The following is a 16,744-nucleotide window of genomic DNA, read 5'->3' as shown; positions in this document are numbered from 1 at the left end:
GCTCACGAAAAACAGCCAAATCGTCCAGAAAACAACAGAAAAAAAGAAAAACGGAGCAATCTTTTTCCGATTCTGCACTGTTTTTTATATCTTCGTTTTCGATTCATTAAAAAGGAAATGATGCTGAAAGGAGTAATCTTTTGTTTATTCATATTGTTGCCGCTATCGCTGTTTGCCCAAAACGAAGAGAAGGATTCTTTGTTACGCAACGGCGGCATTTCGCATGTCCCGCAAGGAAGATTCAAGAAAGCGATAAAGCATTTCCTCAATTTCAGCGATTTCGACACCACTTATATCAGTCCCAACCGATATAACTATGCCTTGATGCTCGACCATTTCACCAATTACGAATACTACTCCATAAGCAATGCCGCTCCCCAACCGCAACATCTCCAGTTTTCGCCCAATCCACATAATAAGGTAGGAGCTTACTTTGGTTGGCGCTGGATATTCTTGGGATGGTCCATCGATACGGACGGCCTCTATGGAAAGAAAAACGGGAAAAAGAAGGGAACAGAGTTTGACCTCAGTCTTTACAGTTCCAAGCTGGGAGTGGATATATTCTATCGCCGTACGGGAAACAATTACAGGATACACCGGGTGACAGGCTTCTCCGACCGTGTACCTTCAAATTATTCCGAAGATTTCGACGGACTGAAGGTCGATATGAAAGGACTGAATCTATACTATATATTCAATAACCGACGTTTTTCCTATCCGGCAGCTTTCAGCCAGTCCACCAATCAGCGACGCAACGCCGGATCGTTCATTGCGGGTTTCTCTGTCTCTGCACACAATCTGAACTTCGACTATACCAAGCTTCCCGAAATAATCCAGGAGACAATGGATCCGGACATGAAAGTGAAGCACATCAAATACACCAATATCAGCCTCAACTTCGGCTATGCCTACAACTGGGTATTTGCACGCAACTGTCTGGCATGCTTGTCACTCTGTCCGGCTGTAGCCTACAAGACCTCGCGCATCAAGAAAGCAGAAGAACAAAAGGACGATTGGTACAAGAATCTCAATATTGACTTCATCCTGAGAGCCGGGGTGGTATACAATAACAGCAAATACTTCGTAGGCACTTCTTTCGTAGGTCGCACTTACGATTATTACCGGCACAACTTCTCCCTGAACAATGGCTTCGGCACACTGCAGGTATATGCAGGATTCAACTTCTATTTGAAGAAGGAATACCGCAAAGCTAAACAAAATCAATGATTAGAGTTTAAAAACGATAACTGCATTCTACCCCTACTATATTCTTTCGCTCATTCTCCTCCCACTGCCTGCAATAGAACACGTCCGCCTCCCAACGAGAAGAAAGAGGCAAAGTAATCCCGCCCCGGTAGCGCATCCGCTTCAGTTCGAAGTGCTCAGCACGTGCCAAACTATTATAGAACTCTACCGATACATACGGCTCTATTTTAGAGTTTTGAAGTTCATAAGCAAGCCTAAGGCGCGAGCGAAGCCGCGGATTACTCTTGTCTCCGGCTGCATTGGCCTGAAATCGTTCGCGCAAAGAAAGTTTTATCCGCTGCAAACGGGTAGAAACCGTTCCGTCAATGTGATATCGATGCCGAAGCTTCCAACCTGCATCCCTCCGGTTCCGGTAATGCATCTCATATCCGCCACCCAACTTCAGGAAAGGAAGCACCGTATAGACGCCACCTACCTCCAGTCCCAAGCGGTCGGTTTTCCCTAAATTATCTTTCGTCCGCCATTCCAAGCCACCAGATATAGCAAATGCCGGCTTCACTTTATATTCGAAACCGACATTTGCCCAAGTTGCAAAATCCTTATCCTGTGCCTGCAATGAAAATTGGGACATACCTATCAAAACAATAAACAGAAAATAAGCTCTGCCTCCATTTACAGTGTTCTTTAGCATCATATCCTTAGTACGTATTACATAAATTAAGGTACAAAGCTAAAGATAAATTCTGTAACAAATCTGGAATAAACTCGTAAAAGACTCGAACAAGAGGCATTTATTGACCGAATTAATCATTTACTCTTGCATTCTTTACAGGCATATCCGCATCCACGCTTTTACGCCAGTCATCCAACATCTGCAATAACTTTTGTGCTATCTCCGGTTTCTCCATCTTCAGATTATTCTGTTCGGACAAGTCTGCCGGCAAGTCGTACAGTTCAATTTCTCCGGTATCGTAAAACTGGATTAATTTATAGTTCCCCATACGCACTGCTCCCGACGGTCTTCCTCCTTGATTGGAGTAATGAGGGTAATGCCAATATACAGCATCACGGTGAACACGCTGTTTACCCTCCAGCAATGGCAAGAGGCTGATACCATCGAGATGCTGCTCCGGACGCAGTTTACTTCCGGTCATTTCCAAGATAGTAGGATAATAATCGGTAGAAGTCACAATACTGTCGCATGAACTTCCGGCACCTTTCATATCCGACATACGCACTATCAGCGGCTCCCTTATTCCACCCTCATAGGTAAAGCCTTTCCCACCTCTCAACGGACGATTGGAAGTGGGCGAACCCTCGGAAGTTGCCAGGCCTCCATTATCGGAAGTAAATATAATGATTGTATTTTCATATAATCCCAGGCGCTTCAACTCATCTATAATTCTGCCAACATTTTCGTCCATACTGGCAATCATAGCTGCATAAATTGCATTACTCTGAAGAATTCTTTCCATACGCGTAGAATCCTGATAGGGCTGTTTACGCTTCCATTCCGGATTTGTATCAAACGTTTCCAATGACAGCAAACCCATCTTCCGAGCCTTCTCCTCGAAATATTTAACCTTTTCCGGTTTCGCCAACAATGGAGTATGCACCTGATAGAAAGGTAGATTAATGAAGAAAGGCTTGTCTTTAAAGTTCCGGAGTATCTTTATGCACTCATCCCCCAACCTGTCAGTCAGGTATTCCCCCTTCGGTCCATCGGTCAGATAAGGATTATGATAAGGAGAGAAATACCCGTCTTTACCGGGCCCTCCCTTATTGCATCCGGCAATATTTATATCGTAACCCTGATATTGCGGATAAGTAAGCGAATCGACCGAGCAGTTCCATTTTCCGACATGAGCCGTCCGGTACCCTTCGAGTCTCAAAGCCTCCGCAATTGTAAATTCACTTAACGGCATATTTTGCACAAAGTCCACCGGCAGTACCGGACAAGTAGCGTCTATTATCTCTTTACGTGAAGGTACGGAATATCCACCAGGGATATAATCCGTCAAATGAAGCCGTGCCGGATACTTCCCGGTCTGAAAACTGGCGCGCGTAGGAGAGCTTACGGGACATGCCGCATAAGCATTCGTAAAACGTACCCCTTCTTTAGATAATTGGTCGATGTTAGGAGTCTCATAAAACGAACTGCCGTAACATCCTAAGTCCATCCATCCTAAATCATCGGCAAGAATAAAAAGGACATTCGGCTTCACTGCCTCTGTTGCAGATTGTGCATGGGCAGAAGCTATCCCTATGGACAGCAAAGCCAGTTCTGAAATAAATATCTTTCTGTTCATAATGGTTATATTTAAGGCAATAGAAGGGTATCCCGAACTAAAAAGTCCGGAATACATCTCCTTTATTCATTTCAAATATCAATCGTGTAAGTTTCTGCTTCTCAGATAGTCGAGCAGATATTGCGGACGGTCGGTCTGAATAATTCTCGCACCAAGCTTATCAATTAAATAACCATATCCTTCATCCGGATTCTTTAAAGACATGTCATCGTCATGCCCTCCGGCCATTGTATCCCAAAGGGTGTTATACCAAATCAAAGCGCGTCCGTCAAGAGATGATTTCAATTTTATGGGTAGCGGATTGGAATCTTTCACAAATAGCAACTCAAAAGCCACCGGATTCATATCTTTGATAAATGTTTCTATCTGCTGTTCGGCATCTGCATTATCAAGGTTTACTATAGGCATATAAATCACATCATTCAAGTAAGCACCAAATTGTTTTTTCACTTCTTCGGCAGATCTATTGCCTTTCATGATAATCTGCTTCGTCGTTCCGGTTTTCTTCATCAAAGCATATACTTGTTCGAAATACCGGTCGGCTTTGTCAAGATTCAGCATGATTTTCCCCTTAGCATGCATCAAAGCTTCCTCTAAAGTCGGGACGTTATGTATAGTGCGGATGGCACAACCATTCTTCAGTTTCAACTTCCGAATAGAGTCCAAAGTCACTTCTACTATCTTGCCTTTTCCCGTGGTAGTTCGATCCAGTGCAGGGTCATGCATCAATATGAGTTGTCCGTCCTTGGTGCGCTGTACGTCCAACTCTACAATATCCACTCCCATCTTGATGGCGTTATCAATTGCTTCCAGAGAGTTCTCCGGGAAATTGCGCCAGTCACCACGGTGTGAAGCAACGATAACTGAGCTCTGATCCCGACTTAATAACTTCTCACGAATTTGACTGACTCTGTCTTGTGCACAGAGCTGTACGGTAACCAATAAGGCAACCAGTATAAATAAGTTCCTTCTCATATTCTTTCAATTTATCTTCTACCAATTTTTTTCAAATACGCATCCAAAAGGAATGGATGGTCGCTGAATATAATATTTGCTCCTTTCTTCAAAAGCCAGCCATAACTGTTTTCGGGGTCATCCATTGCCAATTCATCATCATGCCCGCCATTGAATTCAGCCCACAAAGAATTATACCATATCCGGAAACCTCTATCTTTTATCTCCTTTGCACGGTCTATCACCGGAAAATCATCGCGTGTGAAGGAAAGGCTGATTACCGGTGTCTTTATGTTATCCATAAAATCATCCAGCTTCTTGTCATCTCCTTCTCCTTTACAAACCAATACCGGAATATAAATAAGTCCTTCCAGCAAATGGCCATAATTCTCTGCCACAAACTTGCTGTCCAAAGTACCACGCAAAATAATCTGATTGAGGCATCCATGCCGCTTGGCAACCTTTACAACTTCCTCTTTTATGGACTGCCACTTATCAACCTGAATCAAGACTTTACCTTTTGCAAGTTCCAGCACTTCATCCAATGTCGGTATTCGCTGACGTGTCACTACTCCGATGGGACTTTTTAAATACAGCTCTTTCAGTTCGGCCAAAGTATGATCCGACACTTTACCAGTTCCGGTAGTCGTTCTGTCTATCGTCTGGTCGTGCATCATCACGATTACACTATCTTTCGTCATTTGTACGTCAATCTCAATTCCGTCAAAGCCGGCATCAATGCAACTTTGATAGGCTTGAAGCGAGTTCTCGGGCGCATTACGCCAATCGCCACGATGAGCAAAAATCATCACATAATCGGACTTGCCGCCGTCATTCAATTTATCCAAAAGGAAGCTCAAACGGTCTTGTGCCTGAGCGGATATAACTCCGCTCATAGCCATTATCAAGACTAATATACTTAAAATACTTTTTCTATTCATAACCGCTTATTTTACATCCCACCAAACATGGGTCGTTATTTTATCTTCGCCACCTAATAATTTCAATCCCTTCTCATATTCCGCCTTATTCTTTGTATTCTCATCTTCCGGATACAAGTAACGTGCAGGAATTTCGTTTACCGCCACTTCTTCATCATCCGTATGAATACGGTCATAAAGGTGAGGACGATTCGTACGGCGCATATCAGCATACATCTCAACCGAATTATAAGGGAATAATGCCAGCCATTTCTGTATTGCAATCTGTTCCAACTGTTCCGACTCTACAGAAGAAAGTTTTACCGGCAACTGATTCACCGCCGGAGAATTAAAATATCCTCCGGGAGCCATCGGAAGTTTGTCAGAACCGATATACTCGGCAACCACGCTACCGGAAATTCCCCAAGTTGCCATGGCACACTCAATGCCTTTATTGTATAATGATTCGGCAGTACCATTCATGTTCCAGCCTTTAATAGTTCCCTCGGCTCTCAAAAAGTAACTTTCAGCCGCATTCATAACCATTAAAGGTTCTGTATTTTTAGAATCGGAATCAGAGAACCGGACTCCAAGCAAAGACAATGTATTTTTAGCGTGCTCCGCCATTCCCATCTCCGTAGGGTTCATTCCATTACGGGCACCTCTGTATTGGCCTGCATAAGCAGCATCCTGGGGCTTTTCAAAGAAAACCGGCAAACGGGGGTCATCATAGCCCACCAATATACTCTCCATCGATGCACTCATGTAAGTTTCTCCCCAGGCCGACAACCATCCATAAGGGGTAGTAGAAGAAGGTGTGGCGATAATAAAAGCATCATCGGCAGCATCTTCCATCACTCCGGCGGCAACCGCCTCCTCGGCATATCTCTTGGCACTGGCAGGATCGACATCCGAAATTCTCATTGCCATACGCAGCTTCAAAGAGTTTGCAAACTTATACCATTTCGATACGTTACCCGCAAATATCTGATCGTCCGAACCAAAAGCGTTCTCCGACTTATGCTCCGACAAAACCGCTATTGCCTCATCCAATTCGGCAAACATCTGATTGTAAACATCTTCCTGAGAATCGTATTTCACACTTACTTGTGCATTGTTTGCCTCGGAATAAGGCATCGCGCCATAAAGATCGGCTATACGATGCGAAATCTGCACCTTCCAGACAGAGGCTACCGCATGAGCTACCGGCATTTCATCTTTCGTCATATCAAGCACAATGCACAATTGGGGCAAAGCCTTTTGATAATAAGTCGCCCACGCACGCCTTGAAAACTTATCCGGCGCCGCAAACCTGTCGGATTGAAACGACGGGGTTACATTTGCAAAGTACTGCACATACAGATTGGACATGACCGAACTCACCAATTCAAACTCATAACGGTCTACAAACATTCCCCAATACTGCGAATAAGCAAAAGCTGCACCTACATGAGACATGCTGAGTTCCGGCAATTTGGTATCATTCTTATTGATGTCTTCAAAATCAGAACATCCACCCAAGGTTATTGATAAAAACAACGCAAGGAATAAATATTTAATATTCTTCATAATCTTCTATTTAGTCATTAAAATGAAACATTCAAATTAAGCCCGAATGTACGTGTAGACGGTAAAGAAAAAGCTTCGAGTGCCTGATTGTTACCCGTACCGACTGTCATTTCAGGATCAAAAATACCTGCTTTGTTCTGTAAGAAACAGAGGTTCTTGCCATAAACTCCAACCGACAATCCACTGATAGGCAATTTTCCCAATACGGACTTCGGGAAAGAGTAGGACAAGGAAATCTCTTTTAACCGGATGAAAGAAGCATCATAGACAAAGACTTCACCTACCGGATTGTTACGTCCGCCCAAAGCAGTCCAGAGAGCTTCTGAGTTAATTTCCTTTGTATTTCTTTCTCCATTATCCAGCACACCGGGAACAACGATGCCACCTTCACGTCCTGCCAGTGTTTTGGCCGTCAGTCCGTAACCGGTCAGCACAGCATCGGTAAACGATACGATCTTTCCTCCCTGCTTGGTATCAATCAGCACATTCAAAGACAGATTTTTATATCTGAATGTGTTAGACCATCCCCCACTCCAATCGGGAGTGGAATTGCCCACTTTCACCGTTTTCTTTGAAGTCAGTTTCGGCAGTCCGTTAGAACCGATCAAGATGTCTCCGTTTTCATTACGTTCAAATCCACGTACATAAATATCACCAAAAGAGCCTCCTTCTTCTGCCACCACATTGGCAATGAAGTCTTCAGAGCCTAAAGTGATGACCTTTACATCATCGGTCAATTCTTTAATTTTATTGTCATTCTTGCTAAAGTTGAATTGAGTGGTCCAGGAAAAGTCCTTTATCTCAACCGGAGTTCCATACAGTTTTATTTCTACACCCTTATTCTGCACTTTACCTGCATTAATAAAACGGGTTGCGTAACCGGACGGCAAAGGCATCGGAATAGATATCAGCTGGTTGGTAGTATTGGAGTTATAATATGCAAAGTCCAAGCCTAAACGGTCGCCGAAGAAACGGACGTCTACTCCTACTTCCAAAGAGCCTGTCTTTTCGGGCTTCAAATCTACGGCAGGCAACTGATTGGATTGATACACATATCCATTATTACCACCCGAAGTATAAGTATAGGTCTGATTGATAATAAAAGGATCGGTGTCATTACCTACCTGTGCATAAGAAGCACGCACCTTGGCAAAGTTAAACCAGGAAGGCATCTGAATAATATCGCTCAAAACAGCCGACAAGCCAACCGATGGATAGAAATAAGAGAAACTTGACTTCGGAAGCGTGGACGACCAGTCGTTACGTCCGGTTACATCCAAAGTGAGGAATCCCTTATATGTGATTTGTGCAAAGGCATACAAAGAGTTCAACTTACGGCGGTATAATGAATTACTTCCGGTAAGGTTCTTAGCATTGGACTGAGAGAACAAGTTTTCTGCAAGCAGCTCTGTGTTAGAGTAGCTGCTACCCTTACGGTTCTGGTAGAAAGTACTTCCACCGAAATTCACATCAAAGTTCCAATCATCATTGACAGCTTTTGCATAGGTCAGCAAGAAATCGTTGTTCCATTCAAACGAATCATAGGAATCCAGAATATAGTCACCGTTGGGGGCCCGTTGATAAGTGTCATTATAGAGTTTAAACTCTCCCGAATCATGGTAATAATCCACACTGGAACGCAACATCAGGCTCAAACCATCAATGATAGTCCATTTCATGGATCCCATAGCCAATATTTTGTTTCTTTCATCCGTCCTTGCATTGCGGTTGACCACCCAATATGGATTTTGTGAAAGGTCGGCGCCACCCGGCAACCAGAAATGCTGAAGGTTCTTCAACGAACTCGGGTCGGTGTATTCAAACGTCTTTGCATCATTCAGAACGATATTCCGAGGCATGGAATAAATCTGCCGCACCGGATTGAAGATATTCTCACCCGTCCAGGGTTTACCCTTTATCTTCTGATTCATATAGTTGATCTTAGCATCGACTTCTACTCTGTTACTCAATTTTGAATTGAGACGTAATGAAGCAGAAGCACGGTTCAAACGGTTATTAGGAACAATGCCGGTTGCATAATCATGGTTCAGAGAGAAACGGGTTTGCGTTTTTTCATTACCGGTAGAAACCCCGACAGAATTGGACCAGTTCATGCCTGTATTAAAAAAGTCTTTTACATTGTCGGGCTGGGCAGTCAAAGCGTATTCTTTATTTCCTGCATAGTTAGGATTATTAGACCAATGTTCTACCATTTGTCCCTGCATTCTCGGTCCAAAATTATACAATGTATTCTTATTGTATTGCCCGCCGGATCCTTGGGCATACTCATTCTGCAAGTCCAGCATGATGTTGGGAGCATCTACAGAAAAAGAAGAAGAATAAGTAACGCCTAATCCCTGCCCGGTGCTTCCCTTTTTAGTCGTAATAATAATGACACCATTACTTGCACGAGAACCATAAAGAGCAGCTGCCGAGGCTCCCTTCAAAACGTTGACAGATTCTATATCCGACGGATTTATAGACGAAATACCATCGCCCGAGTCAAAACCACCTGTCAAAGCCTTACCATCCGACCCTTGCGAACGGGTAGTGGAAGAAGTATTGTCAATAGGTACACCATCTACTACGATCAATGCCTGATTATTACCACTGATAGACCGGTTACCGCGCAAAGAGATCTTGGATGATCCGCCCAGACCGGAGGAAACCTTGCTGATTTCCAGACCTGCCACTTTACCCGATAAGGAGTTGACAACATTCAAATCCCGTACTTGCTGTAATTCACCTCCTGAAACGGATTGCGTGGCATAAGACAAGTTCTTCTCTTTACGGGAGATACCAAGCGCCGTAACTACCACTTCATCTAAAGCCTGACTGTCTTCCTTCAAAACAACCTTCGCCAAGTCTTTATCCATGGCACGAAAGCTCATAGCCTTATATCCGATGTATGAAACAAGGATAGTTGCATCATTCGATACATTCATTAGAGTGTACTCGCCATTCACATTAGTTATGGCACCGTTAGAGGTACCTTGCTCCATAATGGTGGCACCAATCACCGGTTCTCCGTTCTCATCCACGACAACCCCCGAAAGTGTTTTCATTTTCTTTGTTTCTCCTGCATTCCCCTTAGGGTTGGCACTTACAGCTATCGTATTATTAGTCCTATTGAAAAACAATTTTGTTTGAGCAGTTATCTCACTCAGAATTTCTTTTAATGTACCTTTATTTATATCTAATGAGACACGGGGAGCGCTATTGACGATTTCCTGGTCATAGAAAAATTTAAAGTTAGTGAGATTAGTAATTTGATTAAAAACTTTTTCAACATTCTCATTCTGTACTTTTAGAGTAATCCCGCTCTCCTTCAGATTCTGAGCAGACAGTGATGATACTCCCAAACAAGACAATAGTAAAAAAGCTAAAAACAGAACGCTATTTCTACATTTTCCTTTCGGTGTAAGAAGATTATTCATAAATTTGTGCGTTTTAGTAATTGAAATAAATTATTAAAAACAAAGGTTGTAATACGCGATACGTTATTCACACGGGTCGAAACGAATGAATATCCGTCCGGATTACGGAATAGGGGCTGCTCTGAGAGATGGCTCCTATTTTTTTTGAAGAGAATCAAGGAGGTGCTTTCATGGTATATTTTCTTTTGAATTAAAGGTTTTTATTATTTGTACAGCAACACTTCGTTGCCCTCTCTCTTATACCGGATGCCACTGGTATATTCAATGGATTGAAGTACAGCCTCCAGGCTTTTGTTATCGTGTTCACCCGAAATCAAGTTATTGAACTCCTGCCCTTCGGCAAAAGTAATCCGGCAATTGTACATACGTTCCAGTTCCTTAGCCACATCGCGTACCGGAGTACTGCTGAAACGCAATCCTCCTTCTCGCCATACAGCTACCGAACGCTCATCACGCCGTTTGCTATATTCACCGGAAATGGTATTGATAAGTATCTGTTCCTGGGCTTGCAAGCGCATCATTGCTTCTGGTAAGTCGACTTGAACCTTGCCACTCTCCACATTTACAGAAACGACTTCGTCCGAAGAATAGGATTTTACATCGAAACGAGTACCCAGAACACGCACATCGAAGCGATGGGTATTGACTATAAAAGGTTGTTTCTCATTACGCTGCACGCGAAAAAATCCTTCACCCTCCAACTCTATCCTGCGTTCTTCACCTGCAAAACGATTGGGATAGCGGACACGGGAACAGGAATTTAAAGTGAGCTGTGTACCATCGGGCAGCAAGACTTGCTTTTTCTCTCCATACGAAGTAGAAGCTTCCAGATAAGATATTTGCTGTTCATTTGCATAGTTCCAGTACCTGATGCTACCAAAAATCAAGCAAAGAACAGCAGCAACACCCGCCACAGATATGGCTGCACGATGGAACCAAGTACGCTTCCTATGCTCAATACGCTTCAACAACTGCCGGGCTTCCTTCTTATATTGCTCACGCTCAAGATCGGTATGCGATTGCTGCGAAGCAGATTCTTCCCAAACATCGGCAGCAAACTCACCCAACGCATCATCATACTCCGAACTGCTACATTCATTCAATAATTTACAGGCATCCTCCGTCGTATATAAGTCGTCCAGATAGCGACGAAGCCAGGATTTATCTTTTTCTTTATCTTTCATAATTCATTATTTTAAGGATATAAGGTCACCAAAAATATGCCTTTTACATAAAGTAATACCCGCAAAAGAGAAGTAGCTGGGGTGGGCTTAACGTTTTTTAATCATCAAGCAGTTTTTAGTCAATTCTTCATCTTCGCACTATGAACGCTTGTTCAAGCTGTGCGAACACATATTCGCAAGGCTTGGATATGTATTCGCAGGGCTTGAACAGAGAATTATTACTGAAAAGAGAGAGTTTTATCTATAGATTCAAGCAAATAAGCAGTAAGATAAGGTCGGCACCCATCACCGAATTCTTCTCCAAGTAAGTGCGGAGTGACCTTAACGAAGTGGAAATGGACTCTTGCACGGTATTGACTGAGATTCCCAAAGCTTCTGCTATCTCTTTATGGGACATCTGCTGTTCACGGCTCATCCCAAAGATTTCCCGCTGACGGGGCGTCAGCCGTTGCAGTGCACGGGATATGAGTTGCTGCAAATCATTCGCAAGAATTTCGTTCTTCGTGTCATTGCTATAATCCACTGCATGAGACAGGATTTGTTCTTTCAACCGATCTTCATTGGCAAGATCGCGCAACTGGTTCAGAATGCGGTTACGGACAATGGTATATAAATAGGAAGAGAAAGAGGCATCGGGATTGATGAAACGACGGCTTTGCCAGATAACGGTAAAAGCATCCTGAAAAACATCCTCAGCATATTCGCGTGACTTCAGAAAACGCATCGCAAAGTATATCAAGCGGTTCTTATAGGCTGCATAAAGTTCGCAAAATGCATCCTCATCCCCATCTATCAAACGGAGAACAAGCAAACGTTCATCACTAAGAATCTCTGCTGCGTGCATATCATTTTCTTTAGGTTCCGGACACAAAGGTACTTATAAGTTATTACAAACGTATGTAAAATCCGGGAAAGAAAAAAGAGATGGCCTATTTTTCATCATAAAATGTTTTTATTCGTCCTTTCAAAGATATTTATATTCTAATTTTAGTATTTCTTGAATAACTGTCTCTAAGCATGTATTTATATTTTGTAGATACTGGTCATTATTTGTATTTTTGCGAATAATTACAAGCAAACAAAAGTTATGAGAAGAAAAAGATTAGAAGTAATAGTATTGGCTGCCTCATGCGTTTTCTGCTTGAGCAGCTGCCTTGACAAGGACGTATATCAAGGCTCTCAAGAAGAAGAAAAGGAGTTCAACGATTTCGATTACTCTACTACTCAAAGTAACGTAAGTCTGGAAGTCAGCTATCTGAACAACGGCGTAAAGGCAAATGTTTATTTTGAGCTGTATGACGAAATGCCCGTTACAGAAACTGAGTATACTTACGTAAAACGTGACGACGTCCAACCTCTCTTCGCTGCCTACACTGACAAAAATAGCGTTTTCAAAGGTACTGTGGATTTGCCCGGATATGTAAAGAAGGTATATATCTATACGCCGGCATTCTTTGCAAGAACGCTGATTGAGGCGGAAGTTACTAATGGAAGCATTAAGGCTACGGATGATATGCCGACAACACGTGTAGTAACTCCAACTCCCGGAGCCTACCACTACAGTTATATGGACGAAACGATAACTAAAGGCCTCAAAGAATACCCCAAAAACTGGAAAATCTGGCTGGGAACATATGATCACTATAGAAATGGTGAAATAGGATATCCATATAGCGGAAATCTTGCTGCCACAAATGCTGATGGCCTCTATGAGGCCCAGACAAAGGTTATTAATATTAATAACAGATGTCCCGATATATACCGCAACTATTATGATATGACTATTGATAAAACAGCCGAAATAGTGGTTACTTATCTCGGCCAGAATACTTGTTGGAACTCTTCCTTGGGATATTACTATTATGAAATAGGACACGAGCCTTCAAGTCTGGATGATGTCCACGTCATTATGCTATTTCCCAATACACAAGATGGTCAGTGGGTGAATGACACGAAAAATGCAACAAAAAGTGCCGGTATAGATCGTTCAACAGCCGTACAACTGAAATACTATCCTAATATCGCCAGTGGAAGTATGGAGGGAGAAACAACCGTATTCCCTGCCGGATATAAAATAGGTTTTGTCCTTGCCACCAATGCCTGGAGCAATCCTGTAGGAAATCGTTACACCGCAACCCGATACCGTGCCGCTACATCGAAAAATTTAAGTGTAAAAGATGGCGGAGCCCCCTATAATGAACCACGTACAGCTGTCTACAGATACGGTGATTGGATAATGACATCGTTTGAAGACTTTAATACCGATCAAAACTTCAGTGATGTCGTAATAACACTTAAATCCAATCCTGTTGATGCCATTACAGATGTACCTGTTGTAGATCCCGATGATCCGACAGTCCCCATTACTTTAAAAGGAGTCTATGCTTTCGAAGATTTGTGGCCCAATCAGGGAGATTATGATATGAATGATGTGGTAGTACGCTATAATTACGGAAAGAGTATCGATACCAAAAGCAATATACAGGCTGAGACTTTCATATTTAAAGTATTCGAAAATGTTGCCAATAATAATAACGGACTGGCATTCAAGTTGAATAGCAATGGTAATATAGAATCATATTCCCTCGCCGTTCGCAAAGCAGGAGAAAGCGTGTTCACAGATGTATCGACATCACTTGAAACCGGAGAGAATGTTTTTGTATTGACAGACAATGTTAAAGAGAATATGAACGGCGAATATAAAGTAACCGTAAAATACAAGTCACCTATTACGAAAGAGTCTGAAATAGATCCGTTCATCTTCAAAAACCAAGATAACGGCCTGCGTTGGGAAGTGCATCTTCCTAAGGCAGCACCGACCTCCAAAGCTGATAAAAGCTATTTCGGGCAAGGGCAAGATGCTTCTAATAGTGGTACATATTATGTACGCGATGGTAATTATCCGTTTGCCATCTATCTGGCCGGAGCAACCGAAAACGATCTAAGCAAGATTTTGGATATCGCAAACGAAAGTACTCCGATCGGTCAGCTTTACAGCGGATATGATGAATGGGTAAAGAGCGAGGGGCGTACAAATCAAGATTGGTATAAACGATAATAATTGTTTGTTTGCTGTGCATCAACAGATGCATAAAAAAAGAGGCTGAAATCCGTTCCTTTTAGGGAATATAGATTTCAGTCTCTTTACTTTTTTATGAGTTTAATGAGCCTTTCCTCAAAAGATTACTTCTTATAAGCCGCCAATTTATTCCTATAATAAGCCTCCACATCCTTCCAATGATAATAAGGGGCTATTTCGCTCTCAACCGGAAGTTTCATTTCATGCTCGTTGAGTAAAACCTTCACCAGGACATCGTCACTCCCCTTCTTGCGGAAGAAGACAAACTGGATATTGCTGGCCATCGGGAAGATTTTGTAGTTACGCCATACAGCATCCAGCTTACTCAAATCTGTTGTCTGGTAAGCACAGTCTCCCAACTCCAGCAGGCAAGCAAAAGGAAGCAGACAAGACTCATGTCCGAAACGTAAAGTCGCACTATTCTCCGACTTCACGATACAAGTATCCGCCGTATTCAGGAAATTCTCCAGCAGATTGGCTTCCAGATAAGGTATCTTGCCCTTAGTCAGCGGAGACGAAGCGTAGTTGATGTACCAATTCTTATTGCTGATCTGCCACAAATCGTAGCACTCATCTTTGGTGAAAAGCGAATAAAGTTCCAAATCCGTGTCGATACTCTGCATATTGGCAGCTACATCAAACAGCATAGTCATCAGCTTGCCGGCATCCACTTTCCACTTCACATAGTCGGCATTGTTGAACAAAGCCTTCATCAAGCGGTCCGGATGAACATGTTCCTTCCGGATAGCTTCTCTTGCAGCAATTACCTCATCAGCCTTGCGTAATTCTTTTATAGCAGGATCATCATGATTCATATAATACATATCGTGATAACTGGCATCATTCTTGAACTGCAACTTCGGATTCAGAGCCTGAAGCTTCAGGCATTCTGCCGCCATCGAAAGAATGCAACGGATTACGACCGTGGAACGTGCATCTATTTCAGCTTCTCCCTTAAATACTTCCGGGAAGTTCTTATACATTCTCTCGGCAATGCCCCGATGCTGACGCGCACCCAGCGGAGTAAGTTCGCCATATCTGCTCTCAGCCATGCGCGAAACGCTGTCCAGCACGCAGAGCGTCTTCTTGCCCAAGTCGGTAAGCACTCCGTTCTTTTCGGCTTCACGCATCACTTCCAGCGGTTTTTCATAATCATCGGGATTGATAAGAAAGCGCGAACCGTGACGGGCATAATGGCTCAGATAAAAAGGTTTATAACCGGCAGGCGGGGCAGTCTGCACTGCATTCGGTTCGGGATAAGCGTAGTAGTTGGCAGCCGAACGATGAATGTCTGCAAAGATTTCTTCTTTTGCCGTCTGTGCACTCATTCCGAGCACCAGGCAACAGAGAACGGTAAGCAAAATAAAACGTTTCATGATCTTTGGGTTTTAGTGATTTATTCGTGTGAGATTTCTTTCAGATACTTCTCTATCTTTTCAAAGAACGTGGCCAGATGCGAGCCATCCACAAAGGCATGATTCACATAGATAGAGAGAGGAAATACCAGGCGACCTTCACGGGTCACAGCTTTACCGGCAGTCATCAAAGGATAGCTGCAAGCATTACCGGCCTCGGCCAATGTGTAGGTGGTAGACGTGAAATACATCTTAGGCACTGCACTCAAATGCACCACATCGTAAATGCCCTGCTGTGCCAGCACTTCCTCTGCCCCGTAGGGATTACCATCTTCGGGAATATTGGTGATCAGATTCTGGGCCTCGGCATGGAAACTTGCAAAACCCTCATGATAAGGAATGCGTACCGTATAGAAAGTCTTTCCGGGAACAGCTATAGGCGAGATAATATCCACCTGGTCGTGAAAGATGACTTGCCCATTCTTATCCGTGCGGTAGCGGAGTGCATCCACCTCATTGGCCGAACGGAGTACGGCATAGAGGTAACAGAGAAAGAAAGAGCGTCCCGAAGCCTTGGCGGCAGCACGCGCTTCCGTACAGTCTATTTCAGTAGTAACGGAATACCAGGAGTTGACGAAAGTACGGAAGAAGTTGTAATTGTCCCGGCGCTCCCAGGCATCAATGTCGATAATATGTGTCATATACTTATAAAAGTAGAAAGTTGAGAGTTT

12 protein-coding genes are annotated in these 16,744 nt (G+C 43.2%); 2 read left to right on the top strand and 10 right to left on the bottom strand.

The genetic code is table 11. The features are described 5' to 3' along the window. Positions 1–120: 120 nt before the first annotated feature. Positions 121–1,227, top strand: coding sequence for a DUF4421 domain-containing protein (locus tag AAE250_RS17845; protein ID WP_294602805.1), 1,107 nt, complete (start codon positions 121–123; stop codon positions 1,225–1,227). Between the two features lie 7 nt (positions 1,228–1,234). Here the strand turns inward: AAE250_RS17845 and AAE250_RS17840 are convergent, their stop codons facing one another. The 8 genes from AAE250_RS17840 to AAE250_RS17805 form a co-directional block, all read right to left on the bottom strand. After that, a complete protein-coding gene (locus AAE250_RS17840) occupies positions 1,235–1,897 on the bottom strand; it encodes a DUF2490 domain-containing protein (RefSeq protein WP_294602803.1) in 663 nt (220 codons plus the stop codon). A 112-nt stretch (positions 1,898–2,009) separates the two neighbouring features. Further along, a complete protein-coding gene (locus AAE250_RS17835) occupies positions 2,010–3,515 on the bottom strand; it encodes a sulfatase (protein WP_294602793.1) in 1,506 nt (501 codons plus the stop codon). A 78-nt stretch (positions 3,516–3,593) separates the two neighbouring features. Next, complete coding sequence (locus AAE250_RS17830; protein WP_294602790.1) at positions 3,594–4,490, bottom strand: glycerophosphodiester phosphodiesterase family protein; 897 nt, start codon at positions 4,488–4,490, stop codon at positions 3,594–3,596. Positions 4,491–4,501: 11 nt separating this feature from the next. Next, entirely contained in the window at positions 4,502–5,365 is an 864-nt protein-coding gene (locus AAE250_RS17825; protein ID WP_294602788.1) for a glycerophosphodiester phosphodiesterase family protein, read from the bottom strand. A gap of 51 nt (positions 5,366–5,416) precedes the next feature. Next, positions 5,417–6,958 carry a SusD/RagB family nutrient-binding outer membrane lipoprotein gene (locus AAE250_RS17820; protein WP_294602785.1) on the bottom strand — a complete coding sequence of 514 codons (1,542 nt, stop codon included), beginning with the start codon at positions 6,956–6,958 and terminating at the stop codon, positions 5,417–5,419. Between the two features lie 17 nt (positions 6,959–6,975). Then, entirely contained in the window at positions 6,976–10,023 is a 3,048-nt protein-coding gene (locus AAE250_RS17815; protein WP_294602782.1) for a SusC/RagA family TonB-linked outer membrane protein, read from the bottom strand. A 575-nt stretch (positions 10,024–10,598) separates the two neighbouring features. Then, the gene (locus AAE250_RS17810; protein WP_294602779.1) at positions 10,599–11,579 is read right to left on the bottom strand and encodes a FecR family protein; all 981 of its coding nucleotides are present in this window, start codon (positions 11,577–11,579) and stop codon (positions 10,599–10,601) included. A 241-nt stretch (positions 11,580–11,820) separates the two neighbouring features. Then, entirely contained in the window at positions 11,821–12,423 is a 603-nt protein-coding gene (locus AAE250_RS17805) for an RNA polymerase sigma-70 factor (RefSeq protein ID WP_294602776.1), read from the bottom strand. Between the two features lie 243 nt (positions 12,424–12,666). Between AAE250_RS17805 and AAE250_RS17800 the strand changes: the two genes are divergently transcribed. Beyond that, positions 12,667–14,637 (top strand): LruC domain-containing protein, encoded by a 1,971-nt coding sequence (locus AAE250_RS17800; protein WP_294602773.1) that lies wholly within the window; start codon positions 12,667–12,669, stop codon positions 14,635–14,637. Positions 14,638–14,762: 125 nt separating this feature from the next. Here the strand turns inward: AAE250_RS17800 and AAE250_RS17795 are convergent, their stop codons facing one another. Both AAE250_RS17795 and AAE250_RS17790 read right to left on the bottom strand, forming a co-directional pair. Next, a complete protein-coding gene (locus AAE250_RS17795; RefSeq protein WP_294602770.1) occupies positions 14,763–16,034 on the bottom strand; it encodes a histidine phosphatase family protein in 1,272 nt (423 codons plus the stop codon). 20 nt (positions 16,035–16,054) lie between these two features. Then, complete coding sequence (locus tag AAE250_RS17790) at positions 16,055–16,714, bottom strand: CatA-like O-acetyltransferase (RefSeq protein WP_294602767.1); 660 nt, start codon at positions 16,712–16,714, stop codon at positions 16,055–16,057. Between the last annotated feature and the right edge of the window lie 30 nt (positions 16,715–16,744).

It is taken from the genome of Bacteroides sp. GD17, assembly GCF_038448625.1.
Taxonomy (GTDB): domain Bacteria; phylum Bacteroidota; class Bacteroidia; order Bacteroidales; family Bacteroidaceae; genus Bacteroides.
Note: the sequence above shows the minus strand (reverse complement) of the source record. Positions and strands in the feature narration are given on the sequence as shown.

Coding starts and splice junctions, on each gene's coding strand:
- AAE250_RS17805 (WP_294602776.1), bottom strand. CDS start 12,423: ATGCACGCAGCAGAGATTCTTAGTGATGAACGTTTGCTTGTTCTCCGT.
- AAE250_RS17815 (WP_294602782.1), bottom strand. CDS start 10,023: ATGAAAACACTTTCGGGGGTTGTCGTGGATGAGAACGGAGAACCGGTG.
- AAE250_RS17810 (WP_294602779.1), bottom strand. CDS start 11,579: ATGAAAGATAAAGAAAAAGATAAATCCTGGCTTCGTCGCTATCTGGAC.
- AAE250_RS17830 (WP_294602790.1), bottom strand. CDS start 4,490: ATGAGAAGGAACTTATTTATACTGGTTGCCTTATTGGTTACCGTACAG.
- AAE250_RS17790 (WP_294602767.1), bottom strand. CDS start 16,714: ATGACACATATTATCGACATTGATGCCTGGGAGCGCCGGGACAATTAC.
- AAE250_RS17835 (WP_294602793.1), bottom strand. CDS start 3,515: ATGAACAGAAAGATATTTATTTCAGAACTGGCTTTGCTGTCCATAGGG.
- AAE250_RS17845 (WP_294602805.1), top strand. CDS start 121: ATGCTGAAAGGAGTAATCTTTTGTTTATTCATATTGTTGCCGCTATCG.
- AAE250_RS17825 (WP_294602788.1), bottom strand. CDS start 5,365: ATGAGCGGAGTTATATCCGCTCAGGCACAAGACCGTTTGAGCTTCCTT.
- AAE250_RS17795 (WP_294602770.1), bottom strand. CDS start 16,034: ATGAAACGTTTTATTTTGCTTACCGTTCTCTGTTGCCTGGTGCTCGGA.
- AAE250_RS17800 (WP_294602773.1), top strand. CDS start 12,667: ATGAGAAGAAAAAGATTAGAAGTAATAGTATTGGCTGCCTCATGCGTT.
- AAE250_RS17820 (WP_294602785.1), bottom strand. CDS start 6,958: ATGAAGAATATTAAATATTTATTCCTTGCGTTGTTTTTATCAATAACC.
- AAE250_RS17840 (WP_294602803.1), bottom strand. CDS start 1,897: ATGCTAAAGAACACTGTAAATGGAGGCAGAGCTTATTTTCTGTTTATT.